The organism is Actinomadura harenae, assembly GCF_003696215.1.
In the GTDB taxonomy this organism is placed as follows: Bacteria; Actinomycetota; Actinomycetes; order Streptosporangiales; family Streptosporangiaceae; genus Spirillospora; species Spirillospora harenae.
Genome location: NZ_RFFG01000026.1, coordinates 53,770 through 75,536, shown reverse-complemented (window position 1 = coordinate 75,536; position 21,767 = coordinate 53,770). Strand labels below are relative to the sequence as shown.

The 21,767-nt window shown below is 69.4% G+C and carries 21 protein-coding genes and 2 pseudogenes; 3 read left to right on the top strand and 20 right to left on the bottom strand.

Features of this window, described 5'->3' with window-relative positions; genetic code table 11:
- Nucleotides 1-62 precede the first annotated feature (62 nt).
- The 3 genes from EBO15_RS16805 to EBO15_RS44225 form a co-directional block, all read right to left on the bottom strand.
- A complete protein-coding gene (locus EBO15_RS16805) occupies nt 63-260 on the bottom strand; it encodes a hypothetical protein (RefSeq protein WP_122195332.1) in 198 nt (65 codons plus the stop codon).
- Nucleotides 257-1,630 (bottom strand): tetratricopeptide repeat protein, encoded by a 1,374-nt coding sequence (locus EBO15_RS16800; protein ID WP_199744589.1) that lies wholly within the window; start codon nt 1,628-1,630, stop codon nt 257-259. Before EBO15_RS16800 ends, EBO15_RS16805 begins: the two co-directional genes overlap by 4 nt.
- A gap of 489 nt (nt 1,631-2,119) precedes the next feature.
- Nucleotides 2,120-2,590: a hypothetical protein gene (locus tag EBO15_RS44225; protein ID WP_158628257.1), complete on the bottom strand. Its 471-nt coding sequence runs from the start codon at nt 2,588-2,590 to the stop codon at nt 2,120-2,122.
- Nucleotides 2,591-2,896: 306 nt separating this feature from the next.
- On the opposite strand from EBO15_RS44225, the gene EBO15_RS44220 reads away from it, so the two are divergent.
- Entirely contained in the window at nt 2,897-4,459 is a 1,563-nt protein-coding gene (locus EBO15_RS44220) for a serine/threonine-protein kinase (RefSeq protein WP_158628256.1), read from the top strand.
- A gap of 302 nt (nt 4,460-4,761) precedes the next feature.
- Here EBO15_RS44220 and EBO15_RS16790 read toward each other — a convergent pair whose 3' ends face one another.
- The 13 genes and pseudogenes from EBO15_RS16790 to EBO15_RS16725 form a co-directional block, all read right to left on the bottom strand.
- Entirely contained in the window at nt 4,762-5,451 is a 690-nt protein-coding gene (locus EBO15_RS16790; protein WP_122195330.1) for a DUF6000 family protein, read from the bottom strand.
- Nucleotide 5,452: 1 nt separating this feature from the next.
- Nucleotides 5,453-6,055 carry a recombinase family protein gene (locus EBO15_RS16785; protein WP_122195329.1) on the bottom strand — a complete coding sequence of 201 codons (603 nt, stop codon included), beginning with the start codon at nt 6,053-6,055 and terminating at the stop codon, nt 5,453-5,455.
- A 158-nt stretch (nt 6,056-6,213) separates the two neighbouring features.
- Nucleotides 6,214-6,804 (bottom strand): SMI1/KNR4 family protein, encoded by a 591-nt coding sequence (locus tag EBO15_RS16780; RefSeq protein WP_267898412.1) that lies wholly within the window; start codon nt 6,802-6,804, stop codon nt 6,214-6,216.
- Nucleotides 6,805-6,907: 103 nt separating this feature from the next.
- Nucleotides 6,908-8,164 (bottom strand): TniQ family protein, encoded by a 1,257-nt coding sequence (locus EBO15_RS16775; protein WP_122195327.1) that lies wholly within the window; start codon nt 8,162-8,164, stop codon nt 6,908-6,910.
- 159 nt (nt 8,165-8,323) lie between these two features.
- Nucleotides 8,324-9,094 carry a TniB family NTP-binding protein gene (locus EBO15_RS16770; RefSeq protein ID WP_233616244.1) on the bottom strand — a complete coding sequence of 257 codons (771 nt, stop codon included), beginning with the start codon at nt 9,092-9,094 and terminating at the stop codon, nt 8,324-8,326.
- A gap of 52 nt (nt 9,095-9,146) precedes the next feature.
- Entirely contained in the window at nt 9,147-9,875 is a 729-nt protein-coding gene (locus EBO15_RS46090; protein ID WP_325051912.1) for a Mu transposase C-terminal domain-containing protein, read from the bottom strand.
- Between the two features lie 516 nt (nt 9,876-10,391).
- Nucleotides 10,392-11,018, bottom strand: a pseudogene (locus tag EBO15_RS46085) (Tn3 family transposase); the annotation flags it as partial.
- Nucleotides 10,991-11,392, bottom strand: a complete 402-nt coding sequence (locus EBO15_RS16750) for a DUF4158 domain-containing protein (RefSeq protein WP_233616243.1) — start codon at nt 11,390-11,392, stop codon at nt 10,991-10,993. The gene EBO15_RS16750 and the pseudogene EBO15_RS46085, both read right to left, overlap by 28 nt.
- A 64-nt stretch (nt 11,393-11,456) precedes the next feature.
- Nucleotides 11,457-11,924: a hypothetical protein gene (locus EBO15_RS16745; protein ID WP_122195325.1), complete on the bottom strand. Its 468-nt coding sequence runs from the start codon at nt 11,922-11,924 to the stop codon at nt 11,457-11,459.
- A pseudogene (locus tag EBO15_RS16740) lies at nt 11,921-12,214 on the bottom strand (IS256 family transposase); the annotation flags it as partial. The pseudogene EBO15_RS16740 and the gene EBO15_RS16745, both read right to left, overlap by 4 nt.
- A 589-nt stretch (nt 12,215-12,803) precedes the next feature.
- On the bottom strand, nt 12,804-13,799 hold the full coding sequence (galE, locus tag EBO15_RS16735) for a UDP-glucose 4-epimerase GalE (RefSeq protein ID WP_122195324.1): 996 nt from the start codon (nt 13,797-13,799) through the stop codon (nt 12,804-12,806).
- Between the two features lie 197 nt (nt 13,800-13,996).
- Nucleotides 13,997-14,542, bottom strand: coding sequence for a GNAT family N-acetyltransferase (locus tag EBO15_RS16730; RefSeq protein WP_122195323.1), 546 nt, complete (start codon nt 14,540-14,542; stop codon nt 13,997-13,999).
- 15 nt (nt 14,543-14,557) lie between these two features.
- Nucleotides 14,558-15,373, bottom strand: a complete 816-nt coding sequence (locus EBO15_RS16725; protein WP_122195322.1) for a hypothetical protein — start codon at nt 15,371-15,373, stop codon at nt 14,558-14,560.
- Between the two features lie 336 nt (nt 15,374-15,709).
- Here EBO15_RS16725 and EBO15_RS16720 point away from each other — a divergent pair, with 336 nt between their 5' ends.
- Nucleotides 15,710-16,438, top strand: a complete 729-nt coding sequence (locus EBO15_RS16720; RefSeq protein ID WP_122195321.1) for a hypothetical protein — start codon at nt 15,710-15,712, stop codon at nt 16,436-16,438.
- A 40-nt stretch (nt 16,439-16,478) separates the two neighbouring features.
- Entirely contained in the window at nt 16,479-16,712 is a 234-nt protein-coding gene (locus EBO15_RS16715) for a hypothetical protein (protein WP_122195320.1), read from the top strand.
- A gap of 530 nt (nt 16,713-17,242) precedes the next feature.
- On the opposite strand, the gene EBO15_RS16710 is transcribed toward EBO15_RS16715, so the two are convergent.
- The 4 genes from EBO15_RS16710 to tgmA all read right to left on the bottom strand — a co-directional run bounded on the left by EBO15_RS16710 (nt 17,243) and on the right by tgmA (nt 21,516).
- On the bottom strand, nt 17,243-18,373 hold the full coding sequence (locus tag EBO15_RS16710; protein WP_147481525.1) for a site-specific integrase: 1,131 nt from the start codon (nt 18,371-18,373) through the stop codon (nt 17,243-17,245).
- Between the two features lie 689 nt (nt 18,374-19,062).
- Entirely contained in the window at nt 19,063-20,322 is a 1,260-nt protein-coding gene (gene tgmC / locus EBO15_RS16705; protein WP_122195318.1) for an ATP-grasp peptide maturase system methyltransferase, read from the bottom strand.
- Nucleotides 20,319-21,239: an MvdC/MvdD family ATP grasp protein gene (locus EBO15_RS16700; protein WP_122195317.1), complete on the bottom strand. Its 921-nt coding sequence runs from the start codon at nt 21,237-21,239 to the stop codon at nt 20,319-20,321. Before EBO15_RS16700 ends, tgmC begins: the two co-directional genes overlap by 4 nt.
- A 4-nt stretch (nt 21,240-21,243) precedes the next feature.
- Complete coding sequence (gene tgmA / locus EBO15_RS16695; RefSeq protein ID WP_122195316.1) at nt 21,244-21,516, bottom strand: putative ATP-grasp-modified RiPP; 273 nt, start codon at nt 21,514-21,516, stop codon at nt 21,244-21,246.
- Between the last annotated feature and the right edge of the window lie 251 nt (nt 21,517-21,767).

Below are 21,767 nucleotides of genomic sequence, written 5' to 3'. Positions count from 1 at the left end.
TCTTCGTGCGTCCATGCAGGCGCTACCCAGCTCGGCGAGGAGAGCGGCGGTGAGCGGGGTGATCACGTGGCGTTCATACGGGTGCCCCGTACATCCGGCGGCCGAGGCGAGTTGAACTCGAGCGTGGCGATCCTGGCGACGAACAGGGGGGCGATCCCCGCAGGTCGATCCACGACGTAGCCGCACCGCAGTTCCTCGACGTTGTGCATGTGGTCGTAGGGCGGGTTCATAGCTTTGTCGCAGGTGTACTTGCTGTTCACAGGAGTTCTCCGGGGTTTGAACCCGGGGCGGGGTTTGATTCGGAGCGGCCGGGTGGGGCCGCTGGTCGCTGAACGGTGGTGATCGCGTCGTGGACTCGGCCGAGGTCGAGAAGCAGCCACGCCAGAGTGCTGCTGGTGGCAGGCAGTTGGGCCTGGAGAACGGTGATGGCCTGCTCGGTGCGGCCAGCGTCGACCAGGACAGCAGCGACTGCGTCGGCGACGCGCCACGTATCGGCGTCAGGGTGGGCTCGGGCGAGTTCGATCGCTTCGTCGTGTCGGCCGCATTGGCTCATCAGCCACAGGCGCAGCCCGATGAAGTCGCCTTCCTCGTCGAGGAGGCGTGCCTCGGCCGCGTCGAGGTAAGCCAGTCCGTCGGCGGCGCGGCCGTGGTCGGCGAACAACTTGCACATCATGGGCACGATGCAGTCGTCGCTACCGTCGGGGGTGTCGGCCAGAGGGCGCAGCACTTCGATGGCCTCCTGACCTCGGTTGTGCCGGGCCAGGAGCTGGGCGAGCTGCACCGCGTGGTGGATGCGGCGGGCGGTCGACGCCTCAGGCTGCTGCGGGTACAACGCGATCGCGCCGTTCAGGTCACCGCGCGCCTCCAGTAGCTCGGCCAGGCATCGGGTGGCGTCGTCCGAGGGGCTGGCGGCGGCGTAGGCGCGTAGCTCGGTGATCCGGTCGTGCCGGGCCAGCAGGTCAGCCAGCTGGTCGCGGCCGGATATCGAGGTGGACTCGCGGGTGTGGAGCACCGCGATGGCCTCGTCGATCCGGCCCTGGCGTTCGCGGATCCCGGCGAGCAGTTCGATCGCATTGGACGGCCGGATCTCGACGTGCAGGCACGTCGGTGAACCACAGCGGCAGCGCTCACCCGCCTGGATGCACGCCTCCAGTAGTTTCGCGGCGTCGTCGGCTCGGCCCGTGGCTTGGGTGGCCTGGGCCATGGCAGCGGCCAGATACCAGTCGTCGATGTGCGGGGCCAGCAGGGTGAGTCCTTCGTCGGCGCGCCCGTGCCGGGCCAGCAGCCGTCCGACGAACTCCAGTGCGTTCCGGTCTCCGGCCTCGGCATGGGGGAGGGTCAACGCGATCGCTTCCTCGCCGCGGCCCCATTCCTCCAGCAGCTCGGCCGTCTCCTTGGCCGCCCGCCACCATCCGGTTGCCGCATACGGGGCCAGCACCTCCAGGGCCTGTTCCTGGCGCCCCTGCTCGCCAAGCAGCTGAGCCCACTCGTACGCGCAGAACCATTCTCCTCGGCCGGCCTGATCTGCCACCTGCTCGTGGTGGCCGAGCTCCAGCAGACGCGAAACCAGATATGGCGGGATGCAGTCGGACATCATCCGGTGCCGATGCTCAAGCTCAGTAGCGTTCACAGGGCCGCACCTTAACCAGGCTCACTGACAACGCCAGCTGGCCGTCCCTCGCTGCTTCAGCACCCCGAAGCGGGGGCTGCGTTCTCGGGCGGCATGGGCCGCCTGGCGTCGGACACCGCCAGGCGGCCGTGGAACCCGCCGCATGGGCCGACACCGATCGTCGCCTCAGACCTGAAAGCGCGCAGGCATGGGAAGTAGAGAGGGTGTCGCCTGCCTGGATGGACCGGCCGAGGAGGTCGCCGTTCAGCTGGCCCCACCGGTCAGTGTTGGCGCTCGTCGCCTACAAGGTCTCCAGAGCGAGGCCAGCAGAGCTACGGTGAAGTCCTGGTCGACAGTGCCTGGGCGCTGAGGATGCGCACTGCGGTCGGCGCTCCGTCCAAGGCCGGGTTGACCATCACGCGCCATCCAACTCGGGCAATACCAACGCATTGCCATACGTGCCTCAGAATCCGAACCAGGCGTCCGCCTCTACTTCGAGGCCGAACCCGCTCACCAGCGACCGGACGATGCCTTCTTGGGCGGGGAACGATGAACGAGGACACCACGAACGTCACCGACCCGAGCAGCGACCATCGCCGCCCCCGTCACGACCAGCGCGGTCTGGGCGGCGCCGATCGCTCCGAACGCCAGCAACGGCCCGACCAACAGGGTCCGGTGGGGGATCCTGTCGGCGGCCGCCCCGGATACCGGCATCGGCAGCACATGTGTCCCGACCTGCGCCGGCAGCAGCATCGCGATCCCCGACCCGAGGGCGTTGGCGACCGAGGACCGTTGCACCGCTGGCACCCGGGCAGGCGCGCAGCGGCGCGGAGATCCGGACGGACTGACCACGCGCCTGGCCCACGACTCGGCGAGCAACCCGGTTCCCACGCCGCCCGCCGCCGCCCAGAAAGCGGGACCGCCGTGCGACACGTCGTGGACGTCACTGGAGAGCACCGCATCGGCCTTCTCGCCCCGCACGGCACACCTACGACTGCTCGGCTGCCAGCGCCCCAGGCTCCCGCCCCGATTCGGTGCTCGAGCCTGGTTCCGGTCAGGGACTGCCGCTCCACCCTGTCGGCGGTGGGGCACGAACGTCACGTGGTCAAGCCGATCCTCGACCGCTCGTCGATGAGCATGACGCGCAGGGAACTGGGCCTGTGGCGCGGCGGTTGTACCAAGTGCTTCTGGTCGATCGCCGAGTGCGGTGCTTCCACGTCCGTGAACGCCCTGACATGCTCTGGTTGGCATGGCGAACATGGATGTGTGTCTGCCTGGAGGATGCCCGTGGACCTGAATCTGGATGTGGATCCGCTGGAGCCAACTGATCCGGGCAGGGTGGGGTCGTATCGTCTTCGGGGGCGCATCGGTGCCGGTGGCATGGGGCAGGTGTACCTGGGGCGGAACCGGGGCGGCCGCCTGGTCGCGGTGAAGCTGGTCCGTCAATCATGGGCCGATGACCCGCAGTTCCGTCAGCGCTTCGAGCAGGAGGTCGAGGCGGCCCGCAAGGTCGGCGGGTTCTACACTGCTCACGTCGTCGACACCGGCCTCGCTGATACCCCACCCTGGGTTGCCACCGCCTACATCCCCGGCCTCTCGCTGCAGGAGGCCGTTCACGCACACGGGCCGTTCTCGGCGGAGGCTATCGAGGATCTCGGCGCCGGGCTCGCCGACGCTCTCGCCCATATCCACGAGTGTGGGCTGGTGCACCGCGACATCACGCCCAGCAATGTGATCCTGGCTGTCGACGGTGGTGTCCGTGTCATCGACTTCGGCATCGCCCGCGCCCTGGACGTCCGCACCACGACCGGAACCGACTTCGGAACCCCGGCCTACATGTCTCCCGAACACGCGCGCGGTGAACCCGTCGGCCCGGCCGGCGACGTGTACTCGCTCGGGCGTGTGCTGGTCTTCGCCGCCACCGGCCGTAACCCCTCCGCTCCCCATGTCGGCCCTGACCACGAAGGTGTTGAGAAGGAAGCTTCCGAGAAGGTCGCCTCTGGCGCATCCGACCTCGCCACCCTGCCGGGCAGCCTGCCGGACGACCTCATCACCCTGATCACCGACTGCTTGGCCGAGGATCCCGCCCAACGACCAAGCGTCTCCGCGATTCTCAGTCAACTCGCGCCGGACTACGACGGCACAGTGCGGCTTTCACCAGACATCACGGAAAAGATCACCCGGCGGGGCAAGGCCGCCGACTCCCTCTCCGCCATAAGTGGTCGCTTCCTTGGCCTCGCCGCAGTCGGCCTTGCCGCCATCGCGATCACGCTGACCGTCGTCGCTGTGCTGGCGCCAGGGCAAGACCGCCGCGCCGACACGACCAAGCAGCCCGAGACCGTCCGTGCAGCCGCGGTGCCGGTATGGCCGTCCTGCAACGACGGCGTCCGCCAGATGCTCGGCCCGTCGGTCCCGATCAGCGTCAAGGCCCCCGGCAACGACCACGCCCGCCCCGTAGGCGACCTGTACCTTGCCTGGATCCCGAGCTGCCGCCGTGTCTACGCCGAGGTCCACTGGCGCTCTGGAGATCAGAATCCCGGGCGCGGCCCATCATCGGCCGACGTGTCCGGAGGCGACATCTACCTCAACGACCAACTCCACAACACCGTGGGCCACCACGTCTTCACCAAGGCCGACGTCGCCCGCTCGGCGTGGACCACCTCGGGCCTGGTGTCGGTTGACGTGCCGCCCTACGACCGGGTGCCGGAGTACGCCAGCCCGAAGTCGTTCACCGCCGCCCTGCGGTGGTCCGCGTTCACCGGACGCTGCGAGGGAGTAGCCGTTGGCAACACCCACTCCTTCTCTACCAGCGCCAACAGCGGCGGCAGCGGAACGCAATGCAAGCCATGACCGGATCACCCCATCCCACAGCGGCCCTTGCCCGCACGCCTCCACATAGCTGGGCACCCAGCCGGTCATCTCGGCCATCCGCCGCGCGCTCCTCATCAGGGGCGAGTAGACCGACACCGCTGTCGCCCATGCGCGGATGGGCCGCTGGGCGGCCCGCGAGGAGGCTGAGTGCAGAAATTAGCGGTATCCCGTCGGGCTCTCGGTCGCTCCCGAACGTGACCTGATCCCCGAAGTTGGCGCGACTTTCTGGACGGGGTTTTCAGGACGGTATCGGTGCAGGTCGCTAAGGTGTCCTGTCGATTTCAGGAGTCCTGTGCAGTGGTGTCAGAAGTGGTCTGCCCAGCCTGGTCTCGGACTGCCGTGTCGACGGCTGTGCACAGTCGTGCGATCGCCTGGTGGTGGGCGGCGGGATCCTGGTCGGCGAATGCGGATGACTGCCAGAGGCTGCCGGTGAAGCGGTCGGCTCGGTGGGTGCCGCGTCGCTCGTCGAGGTGGAGAAGGGCCCCGATCGCCGGGCCTTGGTCGTAAAAGCAGTCTGTCTGCGGTAGGTAGCGGTCCAGGTAGGCCGCCAGGATGTCGGCGTCCTCGCTCTGGCCGAATCTGGCGAGGGCGAAGCAGTAGCCCTGGCCCGCGTAGGGACCGGCGCTTTCCAGGAGGAGATCGCCGAGGACCGAGCGATAGCGCTCGCGGCGGTCGATGCCGATCAGCCATGCGGCGGTCAGGCGTGGCCGCCAGCCGCAGGACAGCAGCCGATCGAGGTCGGGGTTGCTGATCTTTCGGGCGTCCCGCAGGAGGGCGTTGCGGAACCGGCGGTCCCACGCTTCGAACCGGCCGCCGATGAGCTTGAGGTATCGGGGTTTGAGGCCTCGTGCATTGACGTAGCGCTGGATCGCTTTGGCGTTGTCGGGATCGAGGTCTGGGATGGGGCGATCGTTAGTGCCGAAGACATGCTGCAGGAGAGCGTCGGCCTGACGTTCGTTCAGCTCGGCCATCTCACTGTCCTTCCGGGCCGGGACTGGATGCTGCGCCGACTGCACGGTCCAGAACGCGGTAGACGGTGGCGCGGCCGATGGAGAACACCTCCATCAGCTCGGCGATGGTGTAGTCGCCGGTGGCGTGCATGCGGACCAGCTCGGCCTGTTGACGTGCGGTGAGTTTGGGTTGGCGGCCTTTGAGCTTGCCGCGGGCGCGGGCGATGGCCATGCCCTCGCGGGTGCGCATCTTGAGCAGGTCGGCCTCGAACTCGGCGAACACCGCCAGCATGTTGAAGAACATCTTGCTCATGGGGTCGGCCGGGTCGTAGATACTCCCGCCGAGCGACAGCCGGATGCCGCGGGTCACGAGGGCGTCGCCGATGTCGCGGGCGTCGGGCACCGACCGTGCGAGGCGGTCCAGCTTCGGGACAACGAAGGTGTCGCCGGCTCGGACGGCCGCGAGGGCCTGGTCGAGGCCGGGCCGTTCCCGGTTGGTGCCGGTGAGTCCCTTGTCGAGATAAATGCGGTCTTCGGGGACGCCGAGTCCGATGAGGATCTCGGTCTGTGCGGTCAGGTCCTGCAGCACGGTCGAGCACCGGGCGTAGCCGATCAGTTCTCCCACCCGCGCAGCGTACCGTTTAGGCCCCCTTCACCGGACACATTCGCGGACCACCTATGTGAGACGGCGTCGCCGCAGGTCGCGATCTCGCGAACGAGGTGGTCGCGGGTGTCCGGTGAGCGTTCCCCTAACGGACACACCCCTGTCGGTCCTTGTGAAGGTCACTGGATACCTCGGTCCCAGTACAGAACGCCGTCCTGCGGCACGTGAGGGCGGAGCCCGTCGAGTGGGGTGTGGTTCTCCAGCGCGTCGGCGACCTCGGCCAGCATGTCGGCGATCCCGGCCCACCGCGGCTCCAGGTCGGTGAAGACCTTGTCGAACTCGCGGACGCATCCGTGCAGGGGCCCGGTCCGCAGATCGACGAACAGGGTCTCCCCACCGACACCGCCGGCGATGGGCAAAAAGCCCGGAAGCCACATCCCGGCCTTGCTCCCTGCGGGGCCGGCCTGGGCACCGAGGAAGTCCTCCTCCGCCAGCCATCCCCGCTCGATCGTGTCGTCGTGCCAGACCTGCCACCAAATCCGGCGGCTGCGCAGGGCCTGCTGGATGCTGCACGGATAGAAGCGCGGGATCAGGTACAGGTCGCGCCCTCGGCCGGGTCGCGTGGTCCCGTCGGCCCGCCGCCACCAGTGCACCAGGTCGCCAGGCAGTTCGGCGCCCACCGCTTCTTGCGCCTCTGCCAGGTCTGCGGCGCTAGCCGGCCCGCCAAGAAGCTCCGCCGACCTGGGTGCGTGTCGCGCGAGCCAGGCCACAATGCGATTCCATGATTCGTCAACGGCCGCAGTCACGAGCTCATGATCGACAGGGGTGGCGGGATTCTCAACCCAGCTTCCCCAAGCGGACCTCTCACCGATGTCAGCAAGAAGGGTGCCCCGGTGGCCTGGGCAGCAGGCCGAGGCGGCGGGCGTCGGGCAGGGCGGCAGCGTTGAAACCGATGGTGATCAGAAGTTGCCGGTTGCGGTCGAAGTCCTCGAGTGTCCGGCAGGGCTCGGTGAAGGCGGCGAGGACTCCTCGGGGCGACGCGGGCACCTTCCGTTCCAGGGAGGCGAAGTACTGCACGACCTTCTCCCATGCCTCGTCATAGACGGCCTGTGGTGGGGGCGGCGGCTCGCCGTCGTAGACGTGCTGGTGCGGCTGGATGGTGAGCAGGTGGCCGAGGGTGCCCTGGGCGGTGATCTGCCCGGTGCCGATGAGGTGGAGCGCAGTCGCGGCGGCCTCCAGCATCCTTCCCTGGCGTAGGAGGTCGAGTGACTCGTAGGGCCGCCAGACCTTAAGGCCCGCTCGGCGGGGATAGCCGGCGGTGTCCCAGATCAGTTCGAGCGCGGTGGCTGAGCAGCGGCGCACCTTGGAGGTGGAGATGCTGACCTCGTCCAGCAGGGTGCGCAGCATCCGCAGCCAGACCCCGACGTGGACGGCCCTGCGGGGCAGGGTGACGGTGCCGGTGGTCAGGCCCTGGTGGGTGAGGTCGTCCATGGCCAGGACGTGATCGCGGGCGTGCTGAGGGGAAGCGCCCCCCTTCCAGGTGGCGTAGGCGACGTCGTCGCGGTCTTCGAGCTGACAGCGATGCTCGGTGCAGGACCGCATCAGCGCGACGGTGGCGGTGAGCAGGGTTCCCCGGCCAAGGTCGGCGTAGCACAGCGGGCACAGGCGGCTGGGCGCGTGCCGGGTCGGCGGTTCGGCAGGCAGCCAGGGCAGCCATCGCCCGACCACGTTGGCGCCGGCCTCGCCGCGGCCGAGTAGCACCGAGTCTTGGCGGGCGTAGGTGTGGAACGCCTCCGGGCCCTCGTCGGGGTCCAGAGTGTCGGCCAGCCATGGCACCCACCCGGCGATCGTCATCAGGCGTATGTCTGCCAGCGCCACGCCGGTCCGCGCCGCGACGGCCTGCAGGACCGGGGCGGCCGGGGCCCAGTCCAGGTCATCGGCCGCGGAACCAGTCCTGGAGCCGGGCGCGGGAAGCAGGGCAGAGGCCGGGCCGAGGTTGTGTTCGACCAGCTGTCGGACCGAAAGGCCGTAGGGCTGGGCGAGGCGATGCAGCCAGGAGGTCAGTGCCTCGCCCGGGTGGGGTGGTGGGTGCAGTGGCCACCGCCTGGCGCGGCCGGCGCCGGAGTTCATGCGAGTTCGCGCTCGAACATCGCCCGCCGCTGGGTCGGGCCCGCGTAGGAGGCCAGGAGCAAGGTCCGCTGGCTGATCGCTTCCTCCCCGGACTCGATCGCGCCCACGGCCGCCTCGGTGAGCAGGGCGGTGAGTTCCCCGATCGTCCCTCGCTACGAGTCAGCAGATACTCAGCCATGTCCGGGGTGGCGATGAGGGAGGGGCGGCGCAGCGGGAACGCCGCGGCGAAGCTGGCCAGCAGTTTGCACGCCTGCTCATCGGGCTTCCAGCTGGGCAGCACGAACGGGGCGAACCGGTCTCCAGCTGGTCGTCGGAGCGGATCGCCAGATAGGCGTCCCTGGTACCGACGCCGACCAGTGGGATCTTCAGCTCGTTGCCCAGGAACCGCAGCAGGTTGAGGAATTCCCGGCGGGCGGTGCCGTGACCGGCCAGCGTGTTGTACAGCTCGTCGATCACCAGCACGCGTACCCCGGTCTGGCGCAGCAGCCGCAGTGTCAGCTGTTCCAACTCGGCCAGCCGCTGACCGGGACGCAGCGGCGCTCCGAGCGCGGTCAACAAAGCAGTGTAGAAGCGCGACACCTTCGGGTCCGAAGGCATCTGCACCGTCAGCACCGGGATCTCCTCCCAGTCCGGATGCCAGACCGGCGGATGAGCGCGACGGAACTTCTCGATGATCACCGATTTGCCGTTGTTAGTAGGCCCGAGCAGCAGCAGGTTCGGCATCCGCTGCTTGGCCGGCCACGCCAGCAGCGCCTCCAGCCGGGCCAGGGCCTCGGTGGCGCGGGTGTAGCCGATCCACCGGTCCGCCCGTAGATACGCCGGCCGCTCACCAGCCGGCAGCCGGGCGATCTGCTGCGCGGCCTGGTGGAGATGCGACAGATCTTCGGCCGCCACGAGCTCCGCCTCCAGCACCGGATCGGTCGGTTCCATCGCGCCAGCACCAGGCGGCCCCGCGCCTGGATCCGAGGTCACCACTGCTCGATCACCTCGAACGGCTCGGCCGCCACCCGCAGCCGCCGCAGCATCGCCGGGGGCGGGAGGACTCGGTACCGCGGCTGGGGCAGGGGAGGGTGGCGTCTGGCGACGGCGCTCCAGGTCCCGGCGGGCGGGCTCCGCGGGTCTTGGCAGCGGCCTCCTCGGTGAGACGCCGCATCTGCTCCACCATCTGGAACAGGGAATTCTCATCCACTTGGGCACGGCCCTGCTCACGGAGCCGGTCGGTTGCGGCCTTGTTCTCCCAGGCGCTGATCGGCGGTCGTGACAGCGTCCGGTACGGCACCTGCACGTACGCCGTACCGTCGGGATCCAGCACCCAGATCCGGGAGATGTCACGCGGATCACGGCGCAACACGAACTTGTCCAACCGTTCCCGGCAGGCGATCCACGGCTTGAGCGCGTCGCTGTAGTACTGAACGTGGTCGAGCTGGAAACCGGTCCGAGTCAGCGCCCACCGGAACACCGGCAGGAAGTCGACCAGGAAGGCCAGCTCGCTGGCCACCGTGACCGGACGGCCGTCCTCAGCAATCCCCTGCTCCCAGCGGCCGGCCGGAGTCTGCCCCAGAGTGCCGTGGATCTGGCCGTGGTAGACCGCCACCGCCAGCGCCAGCCACCGGTTCAGCTCGGCCAACGTCAGGACAGCCGAGGCGTCACTGTCGTAATCGCCGCGCTCGGCCGGGTTGGAGAAGGTGGTGCCCGGCAGTTGGTGCACCATCTGCATCATCGTGCCGATCACCCGCTCGACGATGCCGCCGAAATGCGGCATCCCCGGCGGCCGGTACTCCAGCTTGATGCCATGCTGCTCGCAGCCCCGCCGCAGCGCCTCACCGTGGAATTCCGCCGCGTTGTCGGTGAACACCTCCCGCGGCTTCCCCGACATCGGCCAGACCGCATCCGCGCCAAGCCGCTCCAGCCGGGCCCCTTTGTCGGTGACCATGTGCGCCAGACACAGCCCGACCGACAGCGCCGACGGCGCCTCCAGCGTGACGACCAGCCCAACCACGCAACGGCTCGCCACATCAATACCGGCGACGACGTCCAGCTCGCCTTCAACGCCGAGTGGCAGGAGGAACGCGGCGAGGACCACCTGCCCACCGGCCGCCACATCGACCCCAAGCCCGGTCCCTGGGACGACTGCTTCGGGATGCCCGACGGCGTGAACGTCACCCTGACCTGGCCCGGCGCCCTGGAGTTGAACATCACCAGCCGTGCTGAATGGGTCCAGATCTACGACGAGGTTGAAGGCGCCGTAGTCGGCGGTGCGGTCGATGCGCCACAGCTTCTGGTCGGGCAGCTGCGGGGCGTAGGTGAACCCGGCCAGGGTGAGCAAGCCGAAGACGATGTCGGAGTACGAGGCGGTGTCGGTGACCACCATCTCTGGGCGCCGGCCACTGTCGCGGTCGTAGAGGACGTCCAGCACGTACAGGGAGTCGCGCGGGGTGCCGGCCACGACCTTCCCGCCGAGCCCTGCGGCCTGGTCGTTGATCAGGTTCAGCCACGTCGCCCCGGACCGGCGCCCGCCGCCGCCGGTGGAGGCGCCGAAGTACTCCGGGTTCGGCCTGGCGTACACCGAGGGCACCGGCACGACGAAGCGCATGCCGTCGACCGAGGCGACCAGGCCGCCGCCCCAGACCTGCGCGAGCGGGATCGACGCCTGGGCGCCGATCAGCGCCGAGTTGGCCTGCCGGCAGGTCTCCATCCGCAGGTACGTCTGGTCCACGTGCGACAGCCGCCCGTACTTGAGGGTGTCCGCGCCGCCGACCACCGGGGTGAAGCCGACGTTGCAGCCGTGCACGATCAGCAGCGCCGCGATCTTCACCGGCAGGTCCCTCAACCGGGGCTCGCCGCGGTCACCGAGGCGTCCGCGATCCCCACCTGCTCGGCCAGGTACTCCGCCACCTCGTGTGGCGCCTGCCGCGGGTCCGGCATGAAACGCCCCAGGAAGCGCACCGTCGTCAGCTGCGCCGCGAAGCCCAGCCGGTTGTGCGCCCGCCGCTTCGCCTGCACCTTCTCCCGATCCGCGTCGTCCAGGAAGAAGAACCGCTCCAACTCCGCCCGTGCTGGGGCACCGTAGAACGCCCCGTACCGGGACGCCTGCTCATCCGTCAGAAACTCGACCGCCACAACGGCCCTCCGAAGATCGACAACATCGACCCGCGAAGGTTGGAGCCCACGATCAGCCCAGGTCAACGGCCTCCGGAGACCGTCTGGCCTTAGCGCACGATCTGGCATGAATGTTCCTTGACCCCCAACAGCGGCAAGAGCAATGGTCAAGAGTGGTGTGGGTGAGCTGATTTCAGCTCTCGCTGGGGTGGCTGAGGGTGGCCTTTGCGGTGTTGCGGATCCGCTTGGTGCGGCCGGCTTCGGCGAGGATCCCGATGGCTTCGGTGTTGGTCCCGGCGGCGGTCATGAGCTGGAGCCAGTTGGATGACGCGAGCAGTTCGTCCGGCTGCCAGGGCAGCTTGAGCGTGACGGCGCGGAACAGTGTCCACTCCCGCAGGCGCTGAGTCAGGAAGGGGCGGTCGGTCACGGCCCGGGTCATCGCCCGCGCCCACCCCTCGTAAGCGGGACCGGGGTAGAGGCCGGCCGCTCGACGGTCCAGGTGCCGCAGCACCGCGGACTGGGCCATCGCCTGGTCCGGATCGGTGAGCACGCGGCCCACCAGGTCGACCTCATCCGGATCGGCAACACGCCCCAGCCTGCCGAGGTAGGCCGCGAAGCGGACGTGCTCGTCCGGGTTCTGCAGGATGTCGTCGGCGTTCACGCCGCAACCTCGGACCGCTCGGCCAGGACGCCGTTCTCGAATCGGGCGCCCGCGCGGACCAGGGACACCAGGTGGGCTCCGGTGACCGCGCGCCGTCGCGCCGGGGCGGACTCGGCCGGCTTGAACACCATCGCAAGCGCGCCCGCCGGGCTTCCGGCGCCGCAGGTGACCTCGGTGCGGAGCTTGACCATGGAGAAGGCCGACTCGATGGGGTTGGTGGTCCGCAGGTGGATCCACTGCTCGGCCGGGAAGCCGTTGAAGGCGAGCAGTTCGTCCTGGTCGTCGGTGACTGCGCTCAGCACGGGCGCGCCTTCCCGACCCGCGCTGCAACGCGGGCCTACTCGGAGACCATCAGGGGGATCATTCGGGAAGGTACGCCCTCCGCGTGGCCTCCAGGAACCGATCCACAAGTCCTGATCGCTGCTTCAGCGGCACGCCCTCCCTCACTCCCGCGCATTCGCCTGAGCCGCGATGACCGTCCTGGTGGTGGCCCGGCTCCACGCACATCGCATCTTGTGGCACTGACGTCGCAGGCTGCAGCCGCATGAACGTCAGTACCGACCTTCGCCTACCTGGTCCGGGGGAGCGGGCGGCCAGCTCACTGATCAGTTCCTCGGCTTCGAGGGGGGCGGCGATGAAACGCGACTGGCTTTCAGGCAGAAGCCGGGCCGACGGCCTCACGGCGACTGGATCAGCTCCGGCGACGGCGGGGGACTGCATCGCCGTTGGTGGAATGGTCGGTTCCAACGTCGTCCAGCCTGGCAGGAGCCACGACACGGGCAGCAGCGGATCCACAACCCCATGGTTCGGCAGCCGATGTCTCATCATCGATCAGCGACGTCTCGAGCACTCGCCCGGAACGAGGCGAGGGAGACCAGATCAGTCCCGCAGCAGCCTGTCGCGTACGGGAATCCAGTCCAGGGCGGAGCGGATCGCACTCTCCAGGGACAGTCCGGGGGTCCAGCCCAGCAGTTCGGCCGCGCGGTCGCTCTTGGTGTAGCCCCCGGCGACGTCACCGGGCCGCGGGTCGGCGTCGACGGTGTCCAGTGGGGTGTCGACCACGTTGTTGAACGCGGCGCACAGCTCGCGGACCGTGGTGCCGGAGCCGGTTCCCAGGTTGATCGCGATCGAGCGCTTCGTCCCGGTGAGGATGGAGTCGAAGCGTTCGATCGCCGCGACGTGGGCCGCGGCCAGATCCCAGACGTGCACGTAGTCCCGGATGCCCGAGCCGTCGCGCGTCGGCCAGTCCACGCCCGTGATCGGAAACGGGCGGCCCTGCTGATGCGCCTGGATGAGCACGCCCAGCGCATGACTGGGCCGCTTGAGCTGGAGCCCGGTACGCAACTCGGGGTCGGCCCCGACCGGGTTGAAGTATCGCAGCGACAGCACGCGCGGACCACCGGCGGTGGCGATGTCGGCGAACATGCCCTCGCACACCGCCTTGGTCCGTGCGTAGGGGCTCTGCGGCGCCAGCGGTGAGTCCTCGTTGAGGGGCGAGCCGTCCTCCGCCCGGTAGATCGAGCCCGAGCTGGAGAAGATGACACGGTCGCAGCCGTTGCGGTTCAGGTGGCCGACGAAGGCGAGGCTCTTGGCGACGTTCGCGTCGTAGTACCCGATCGGGTTCGCGACCGACTCCGGCACCAGGATCAGCGCCGCGCAGTGGACCACGGCCGCGATGTCCGGATGCTCGGCGAAGACCCGATCCACCAGCCCGCCGTCCGCGATGTCGCCCTCGTAGAAGGCGCGGCCCCCGGTGAACTCACGGCGTCCCCGGACAAGACTGTCCAGGACCACCGGGGTGATGCCCGCGTCCAAGCAGGCCGACCCGACCGTGCTGCCGATGTAGCCGGCTCCACCGGCGATAAGGACCTTCACAGCATCTCCTCCGACCTTGATCAGATCCACTCGGGGACGGGCAGCAAGGCTAGCGAGGATGCCAGGCGCGGGAGGGCCGTCACTACGAGCCCTGTGTACGAACGGGCAATGACGCCTAGCCGTTCTGTCCTGTGAGGTTGTGGTTCTGCTTGCGGGGATGCTTCACCTGACGGAGGTCTGCGTACCTCAGCTGGAGATCACAGCGGGAGGTCGAGCATCAGCACATCGAACGTCGGCGCGTCAGGCATGTTCGGGCGAAGTTGCCCGATGGTCTTCCAGCCCCACCGCCGGTACGCCTCATAGGCGTCGTTCGTGGGACGCACCAGCAGCGTGCAACGCTGTTCGGGTCGACCGTTCAGCAACTCGTTGTGGAGCTTGTGGCCCGCGCCCTGGCCGGAGGACTCCTGCCGGACCATCAGCTCCGACAGGGCGAACGTGCGTGTGCCGTCCTCGTCCAGATAGCCCGGCTCAACTGGCGTCAGCAGACCGCCCCACCAGCCGGTGTCGGCAGGGAGCGGCCATCCCCACGCCTGCCCGGCCGGACGCCCTTCCTCATAGGCGATCACCAGATCGAATCCGTCGCGTTCGGTGTAGGCGTCGAACCGCTTCATGAACGCCTGACCGGCGGCGAACCGGTCGCCCTCGGCGATCTTCTTGCTGTAGGCGTCGCGGTGGATGTCGGCGACGTCGTCTCGCCGCGCACGGGCCTGTTCGCCGTTGAAGTGCTCGAACGTCACAGCCACTGAATCGCCCCTCCGTTACGCGCTGGCCAGCATGGCCTCGGCCCGGTCGTACTGCTCGCGGAACTCCTCGGCGCGGGTCTCTGCCGCGTCCCGTACGGGTCGCAGCTCGCGCAGGACCCGCCCGGACGTCATGGTCCCCTCCATGAGCCCAGGGAGCACCGCGAGCCCTTCCTCGATGGCGCCGGAGGTGTCCCCGACTTGCGTGAGGCTACCGGCAAGCCGCGCACGGTAGTAGGCCAGATCCCGGGGCGACCGGTCGTGCTCCAGGACCTGCCGGTACAGGCCCGTGGCACGCTCCGGCCGGCCGAGCGCGCCGTAGCCGATCGCCTCATAGCCCGTGATCTCCGAATGGCCCACGAACAGCGTCCAGCTTTGATCGGAGTCGTGCCGGCCGCGGTCGACCTCGTCGCGCGCCCGCCCGATTGTTCGACGGAATGCGACCTCATCGCCGAGCTCGGCATGCGCGAGGGCCTGCCGGAGTGCGATGAGCGCCTGCAACGTCGCGGACGGCAGATGCCGGGCCGCGACCTCGGCCTGCTGGGCAAAGCGGAGCGCCTCGCGTGCTGTGCCCTTCCGCCCCGTCGTCCGGGCGAGGTACGTGGCCTGCTGCGCCATGTTCGCGTGCAAGTGCACTTGGACCTCGGGGTCTCCCGAGCACTGGGCCAGTAGCGCTGCGTCCTTGTAGAGGGTCCGCGCGAGATTCTGGTCGCCCGCGTCGTACGCGAGCCAGGCCGTGACGATCCCAAGGTCGGCCGTCACGACCAGGAGATCACCGCCGATCTGGGCGGTGAAGTCGCATTCGTCAAGCATCGCCCGCGCACGCTCCAGCAACCGCTGCCCCTGCTGGAGGAGACCCGTGCCTCCGATCAGCCGGTCCTGCCCACGGAGCCTCTCTTACCCCGCGCACCTAAAGGAATCTACGGCGTGAAGACTCTGTCGCTGCGCAGGAACCCTCCCGGCGACCGGAGGTCGAGCTTGGTTGCGGCGACAGGCGGGGGAGCTGGTCCGGCCGGACGGGGCCAGGAGACGGAGACGTTCGGGGCACCATGTCGGGAGATTTAGGGGGACACCTGTTCGAATCACCGCGCGCGCCCGGACGCGCGCTGCGGCTAGGGTCGCTGACACAGAGCTAGCCAAAGAGGGAGCGCCAGGGCAGGGGGTGAGGACATGATCCAGCTCGTGGTGCCATGGTCCAGTGGCTTCGTGGGCATGCAGGACCTGCGGATCAGTTCGCCCGTCCTTTCCTGCGAAGGCATCGATGCCAATCCGGCCTTGTTCGAGTGGGCTGTTGCGCTATGGGATCTCCTCAAAGAGGAGGCGTTCGGCGCCTGCTTCGTCCCCGGTTCCAAGAAGCGTTCTCGCCTGCCTGTTGTCAGGCACGCCGCATCACGGACCGGTCTGACGGGCGCTCGTTCCGCCCTCAGTACCAGGGCCATTTGCGCTGCCCGGTCGGCACCGGCGCGCTGGCCCGGGTTCAGCGCCACCATGGGCCAGGCGGTCTACGCATTGAGGGACGGCCTGTTTTGGCGGCCCGGGTGGACGCCGGTCCGCATCACCGTGCTGCACCGGCCGTCCGCACCAGTGCCCAACGTGGACGTCGCCACTCCGCCCCTCGACAGGCCGGTCGAGCGCTGGAGCGTTCGGGTGAGCCAGCAGGTTGCCGAGGCCACGTTGGAGGCGCTCTGGCAGTTCCTCAGCGGCGTCCTGATTCTGCTGCGGCGCCTGCGGGTGCTGCTGCTGATCGCGCTGACCCGCGTCTTCGACCAGACCGACTTCACCTCTGTGCTGCTCGCTACTGTCCGCCGCTTCGGGCGGCGTGGTGAACCCTCCGATGGTCTCTCCCTACCCCTATCGCTATTGGACCAGATAGCGGGGAGGAGCCTGGCAGCGGTGTGACGCTCCTGCTCTCCCCGCACGAGTACGGGGAGAGCAGCAGGTGCTCACGGAGCTTCTTCGCCTGGTCGCCGAGGCAGGCCCGATGGCGGGCTGGATCGTCGGCGTCGTCCTCACACTGATCAGTTGCGCCGTCCTGGCGGTCCTGATCTTCCTCGGCTTCACCCTGCGCGCGCTGCTGCGCTGCCAGGACCTGGCGACGGCGCGCCTGTACTTGCAGGCGCTCAGAGCACAACTGGATTTCGTTCGTCAGCTGGTGCGGCGCGGGTCGCGGTGACGATGGAACCCGCCCCGATCCCGTCCTCGGGCAGCCCGCCGCCGGAGTCGGCCCCAGGCGCACGGCGTGGGCGTCCGCCGTCCTGCCCGCCCGAGGTGGTCGCCGAGGTGCTCGCGCTGCGCCGCGCGGGCCTCAGCCTTCAGGGCGTCGGCATCAAGCTGACCGCCGCTGGCGTGCCCACGCCCGGCGGCAAGACCATCTGGACCCGCAAGCACGTCCACCGCCTGCTGCAGGCGCGCCACGTCCAGCGGATGCCCCAGGACGTCCCGCCCACCGAAGGCGCCCCTTCCGCCAGTCGGCCGCCAGGGCCGATCCGGCAGAACTCATCGTCTCGCGCGGCGCGTCCGGCGAACGGCCCGCCGTCCCGGGCGCGCCCGTTGGGCAGCGGTACACGAGGAGAGAGGGACCGGAGTCCGGCGGGCACCCCGACCCCGTCCCCCGACCGCGCCCCTATTCATCGCGCCATCCCAGGCCCTGCACAAGGACCGTCCCCTGCGCCCGCCACGGCCACCGCCCTCGGCCGGGGCAGGTCACAGGTCGAACTTGGCGACCGGGGTGTTGACCTGGTCATCGCCGTCGCGCCAGTACCGCATCACGGTCGCCACCGAAGTCCAGCGGACGTGGCGCGCGATGGTCTCCGGGGCGGTGTTGTTGCGAGCCGCGGTGGTGGCGAACCCGGCGCGCAGCCCGTGCCAGCTGTAGCGCCGTGGATCGGCGAGAACGAAGCCGTTGGACTCGTCCTTGTCGGCCAGGTCCAACGCGGTGCGGAGCAGGTCGTTGAGAGCCTGGTCGGACAGCCGCCCGACGTGCTTGGGCCCGGCGTACTCGGCGGTTCCGGCGATGCGGCCGCTGCGGTCCACGCCGCGCAGCAACGGCCCCGAGGTGATGCGCTGCTTGTCCAGCGCGGCGATCCAGGCGCGGGTGACCCGGACCGGGCAGGTCGCAGCGTTCGATCGGTTGGGCAGATGGTGGATGCTGCCGTCGGCGTCCTGGTCGGTCTTGCTGTGCAGCAGCGCGCACTGGTCTCGCCGCACCCGCACCGCGGGGAGCGCCTGCTCTTCCTCGGCTTTCAAAAGCGAGGCGATCAGTACGCCCACCAGGCGGTCGCCGATGGGCAGGGACTGACGCCGGACCGGCAGGGATTCGGCGCGGCGCGCCTTGGCGTGCTCGCGGCGGTAGGTGCGCAGCACCAGCCGCGCCAAGCGGGTGTCGGCGGGAGCACCAGCGAGCTTGTGCACCGCCTGCAACGCACCCAGCACCTTGTCCAGGGTGCCGGGCGCCGGGGGCGTGCCGCGCCGAGTCGGCTGGCGGGACAGGTGATCGAGGTAGTTGGCCAGGGCCTCGGCGCTCGCGGGCAGCGGCTGGTGCCCGGTCAGGTAACACCACCGCACCCATCCCGCCCACTCCCGCTCGTACACGGTGCGGGTGCTGGAGGCCAGGGACTCCCGGATACGCTCGGCGGCACCGGCCGACAACTCCTCCCGTGGCCGCTCACCCCCGGCGACGCCGCGCGCGGCAGGCGAAGGATCCACCGGTATCGACGCCACCACACCGCCCACCAGGGCGCTGGACGAGTCGGTCGAGGACGTGGCGGGGAGCAGCGTCACGGGCCGGACGACGTCCGCAGCAACGGGGCCGGGAGCGTCTTCATCACCGATCATGTCGACGGCCGGGGCGCGAGATGCCCCGGCGACGCCGGACCCGGTCGGCGTCCGAAGATCATGACCACGGTGCGACTGGAAGACGGACGCACCGTCGGAGTGGAGAGGGAGCTCAGCCATGTCGGGCGTAAGGAACGCCCGCCGTGCCCGGTGGCGTCGGGAATCGTCCGCAGCGCCGTGCGCGTCAGGAACCCGCCGCCCCGCCGAGCGCGTTGAGCGGCCGGTTCAGCGCTGGGAACACTCGCCCCGGCTGAGCTCGAGGCGGCCCTCGACACCTACCTGGACCGGATCGCCCCCTAAGGCGCCAGGCCGAGCCGGCCAATGGCAGCTTCAACTGGCACACCCGCCTGACCTCGTTCACCCTCCCGGGCTGCGCGAGCACGCCGACCAACGGGTTCGACCACCGACCCGAACTTCTCTCCCCCCTTCTTCACCCCATCTACCTAGGCAGATGATGAATATCGGCGCCCGGCGTGGTCATCCTGCTTGGCGCCTCGGCCTCAACGCCCGGGAAGGTGGGCCCTTCGGGCGGGGGGGAAGACAGGCATTTGCCAATGGGGGAGACGCCGGTGGGAGAACCGCCGAAGCGGTCCGTCGTTCGTGCGGCCCTCTCACAAGACAAGGCCAGGGCCGGACGCCGGTGTGGCGAGCTCCGGCCGACGGGGCGGGGAGCCAGCTGGTCGAAGACGTCACGGCAGTGTGAAGGTCAGCTCGGGGAAATGCGGGTTGGTGATGGTCTGCCGGTCTTGGTCGATCCGCATGCGGAAGGCTTCGGGGCCGGGTCGTCCGGCGTGGTCCCAGGCGTCCCAGGCGGTTTCTATGTCGTCCCACAGCCGCCGGGGGCCCGCCTGGCGGACGTTGTATCCGCCGCCGGTGGTAGCGGTGAGGGTCGCGGCCGAGCCGGTGGTGACGTCCAGCAGGTGCCGCACATCCCGGCCGCCGTCGACGGGCTGGGTAGCGACCTGGGCGTTCGGCGCGGCGAGCTGGGCGAGGAACCTGGCGAAGAACCCGGTGAGGGTGGCCTCGTCCAGGCGGGTGGGGGCGTGGCGGGCCTCACGGGCGGGGGAGGCGGAGGTGAGGTGCGCCCAGTGCGCGGGGTTGCCAGGGGCGGGGCGTTCGTGCCGGCGGGCGGCCATGAACGAGATCGTGCCGGGCAGCAGCGGCCCTTCCGCGATATGGGAGCCCGTGACGGTGAGCAGCACCCGCGCATACCCGTACAGCCAACCGGACAGGGTGGTGAGGATTCTCCCGCCCGGCGTGGTCTGCGCCAGCCACGCGGAAGGCACACGGCGCACAGAACAGGCGGCCACGATCCGATCGAACGGGGCTGAGGGCCAGTACCCCCACAGACCGTCGGCGACCGCCAAGTCGGGGGAGTACCCGCACCCGTAAAGGGCACCAGCGGCCTGCTCGAGCCGACGGGGATCGACCTCGATGGAAGTCACCTCCCCGGTGCCGGCGAGGCGCTGGCAGGCCAGCGCCGTGGAGTACCCGGTGCCCGTGCCGACCTCCAGAACATTGTGCCCGTCGGCCAGGCCAGCGTCAGCCCACATCTGCACGACCAGCGACGGCAGCGTCGACGAAGAGGTCGGCGCGCCCCCGAGCCGGGCGGCCGGGTGAGTCCAATCAGGTTCGTCGCCGTCGAACTGGGTGATCAGGGTGGTGTCGCTGTACACGGTCTCCAGCCATCGCGCGGGGGCAGCGCGGGCGGTGACCGGCTCCCAGACCGTCAGCCCGTCCGCATGGCCGGACGGAGCGTAGAAACCGGCGACGAACCGGTGCCGGGGGACTGTCTCAACAGCGCTTCGCCACGCGGGGGAGTCCAGCACGCCCTGGCCGGCCAGGTTCTCGGCCAACGCCGCACGCAGCGGTACTGCCGCCGCGTCGGCACCCGCCTCGGCCCCATGGGGGGCGCTGTCGGCGTCGATGTCAGGGCGCGTGCCGGTCATGGGTCACATCCTGCCTGCAGCAGAGCGGCGAAGGCATCAGCGATGGCCTCGAAGTCGGGCAAGAATCCCCACTGTCCGTTGGGGTTCATCTCGATGAACCAGAGCTTGCCGGCATGGTCGAGCGCGAGGTCGAAGCAGCCGAACTCCAGCCCGAAGCAGTCCAGATGGGAGCGCAGCAACCCTCGAAGGTCTGCTGGGACGGGGAACGGCTCGCAGATCAGCTGGTCCCAGTCGGATGCGCGCCAGTCCAGCCTCCCATCGGGTGTGGTGATCGCTGTGGCGAAGACGCGGTGGCCGACGACAGTGATACGGACATCGGCGGCCTTGTCGATCTCCGCCTGATACAGGTGGGCTGTGACGCCGATCGAAGCGTCCAGGTCACCGGCTTGGATCCGCTGGGTCCAGATCGCACCCGCGTGCCCGCCCTCAGGCGGCACCCCGCGGAAGGTCTTGTAGACCACGGGGGCGTTGTCGACTGCGAAAGACTTGGCCTCGGCAGGCTCGTTGGTGATCAGTGTCGCCGGGACGGCGAAGCCGAGCTCAGCGGCGACCTGAAGCCGGGCAGGTTTGTACAAGGTGCGCCAGCAGCCCCGACAGGCCGGCCGGGCCTCGCGGATCGCGAATTCCCGCACCCGCGGCTCCAAAGAGTCGAACCGCCACGGTCCCGGCCGCCGGTGGTACACCGACCCGACCCTGCCGAGCCCCAGCGCCCGAGAGGTGGTGCGCAGGACACCGTCCCAGGCAGTAACGCCGCCGCCGATCCGGGCGGCGAACCCGAGCCCGGCCCCGATGTCGGCGGGGTCGGCACGCACGACCGGAACGCCGCGGCCGTCGAGCGCGGCGATGACCAGATCCGCGGTCACATCCTCAAGGCTGGTCACCACCAGGACGGTGTCGCGCCGGCGGTCGGTGGACACCAGGTCAGTCGGACTCGTAGTCGGTGGTGTTGTCGTCCTGAGTCTGCTCCGAGGGCGAACTCCCGTCACCTCCACCGGACAGGGACGCGGTGCCTCGAGTCTTGCTGGTCCCGTGCCGGCCCATCTCAATGACCTGCCCCGCACCGTCGTAGTACCGCGCGCACTGCGTCACCGGGTCCAGCTCCACCCTCACATACGACGGCGAGCCGAGGGGGAGTCGGTCGGTCATCCTGCCCCATCCCCAGGGCGTTCCTGTACTGGTGCTGGCTTGGTCCATGCCGGGCCCTCCCGCCGCCACACGCGCGTGTCGAGGCGAAGTCGTGAACGAGCGATCTGATCATCTGTGGCGCAGCGGGCGTCCGCCAGTGCCCAACGCGATAGACCAGTGAAGCCGACAGTGACCAGCACCAGACGCCGAGTGAGGAAAGGCGTAGGGCGGACCCCCGACTTAGCTTCCTGGGTGGGGGCTACTCGCGCTCAGGGGCAGCCCGTACGGACAGCCTCCCTGAGCCCGCCGGGCGACAGCCG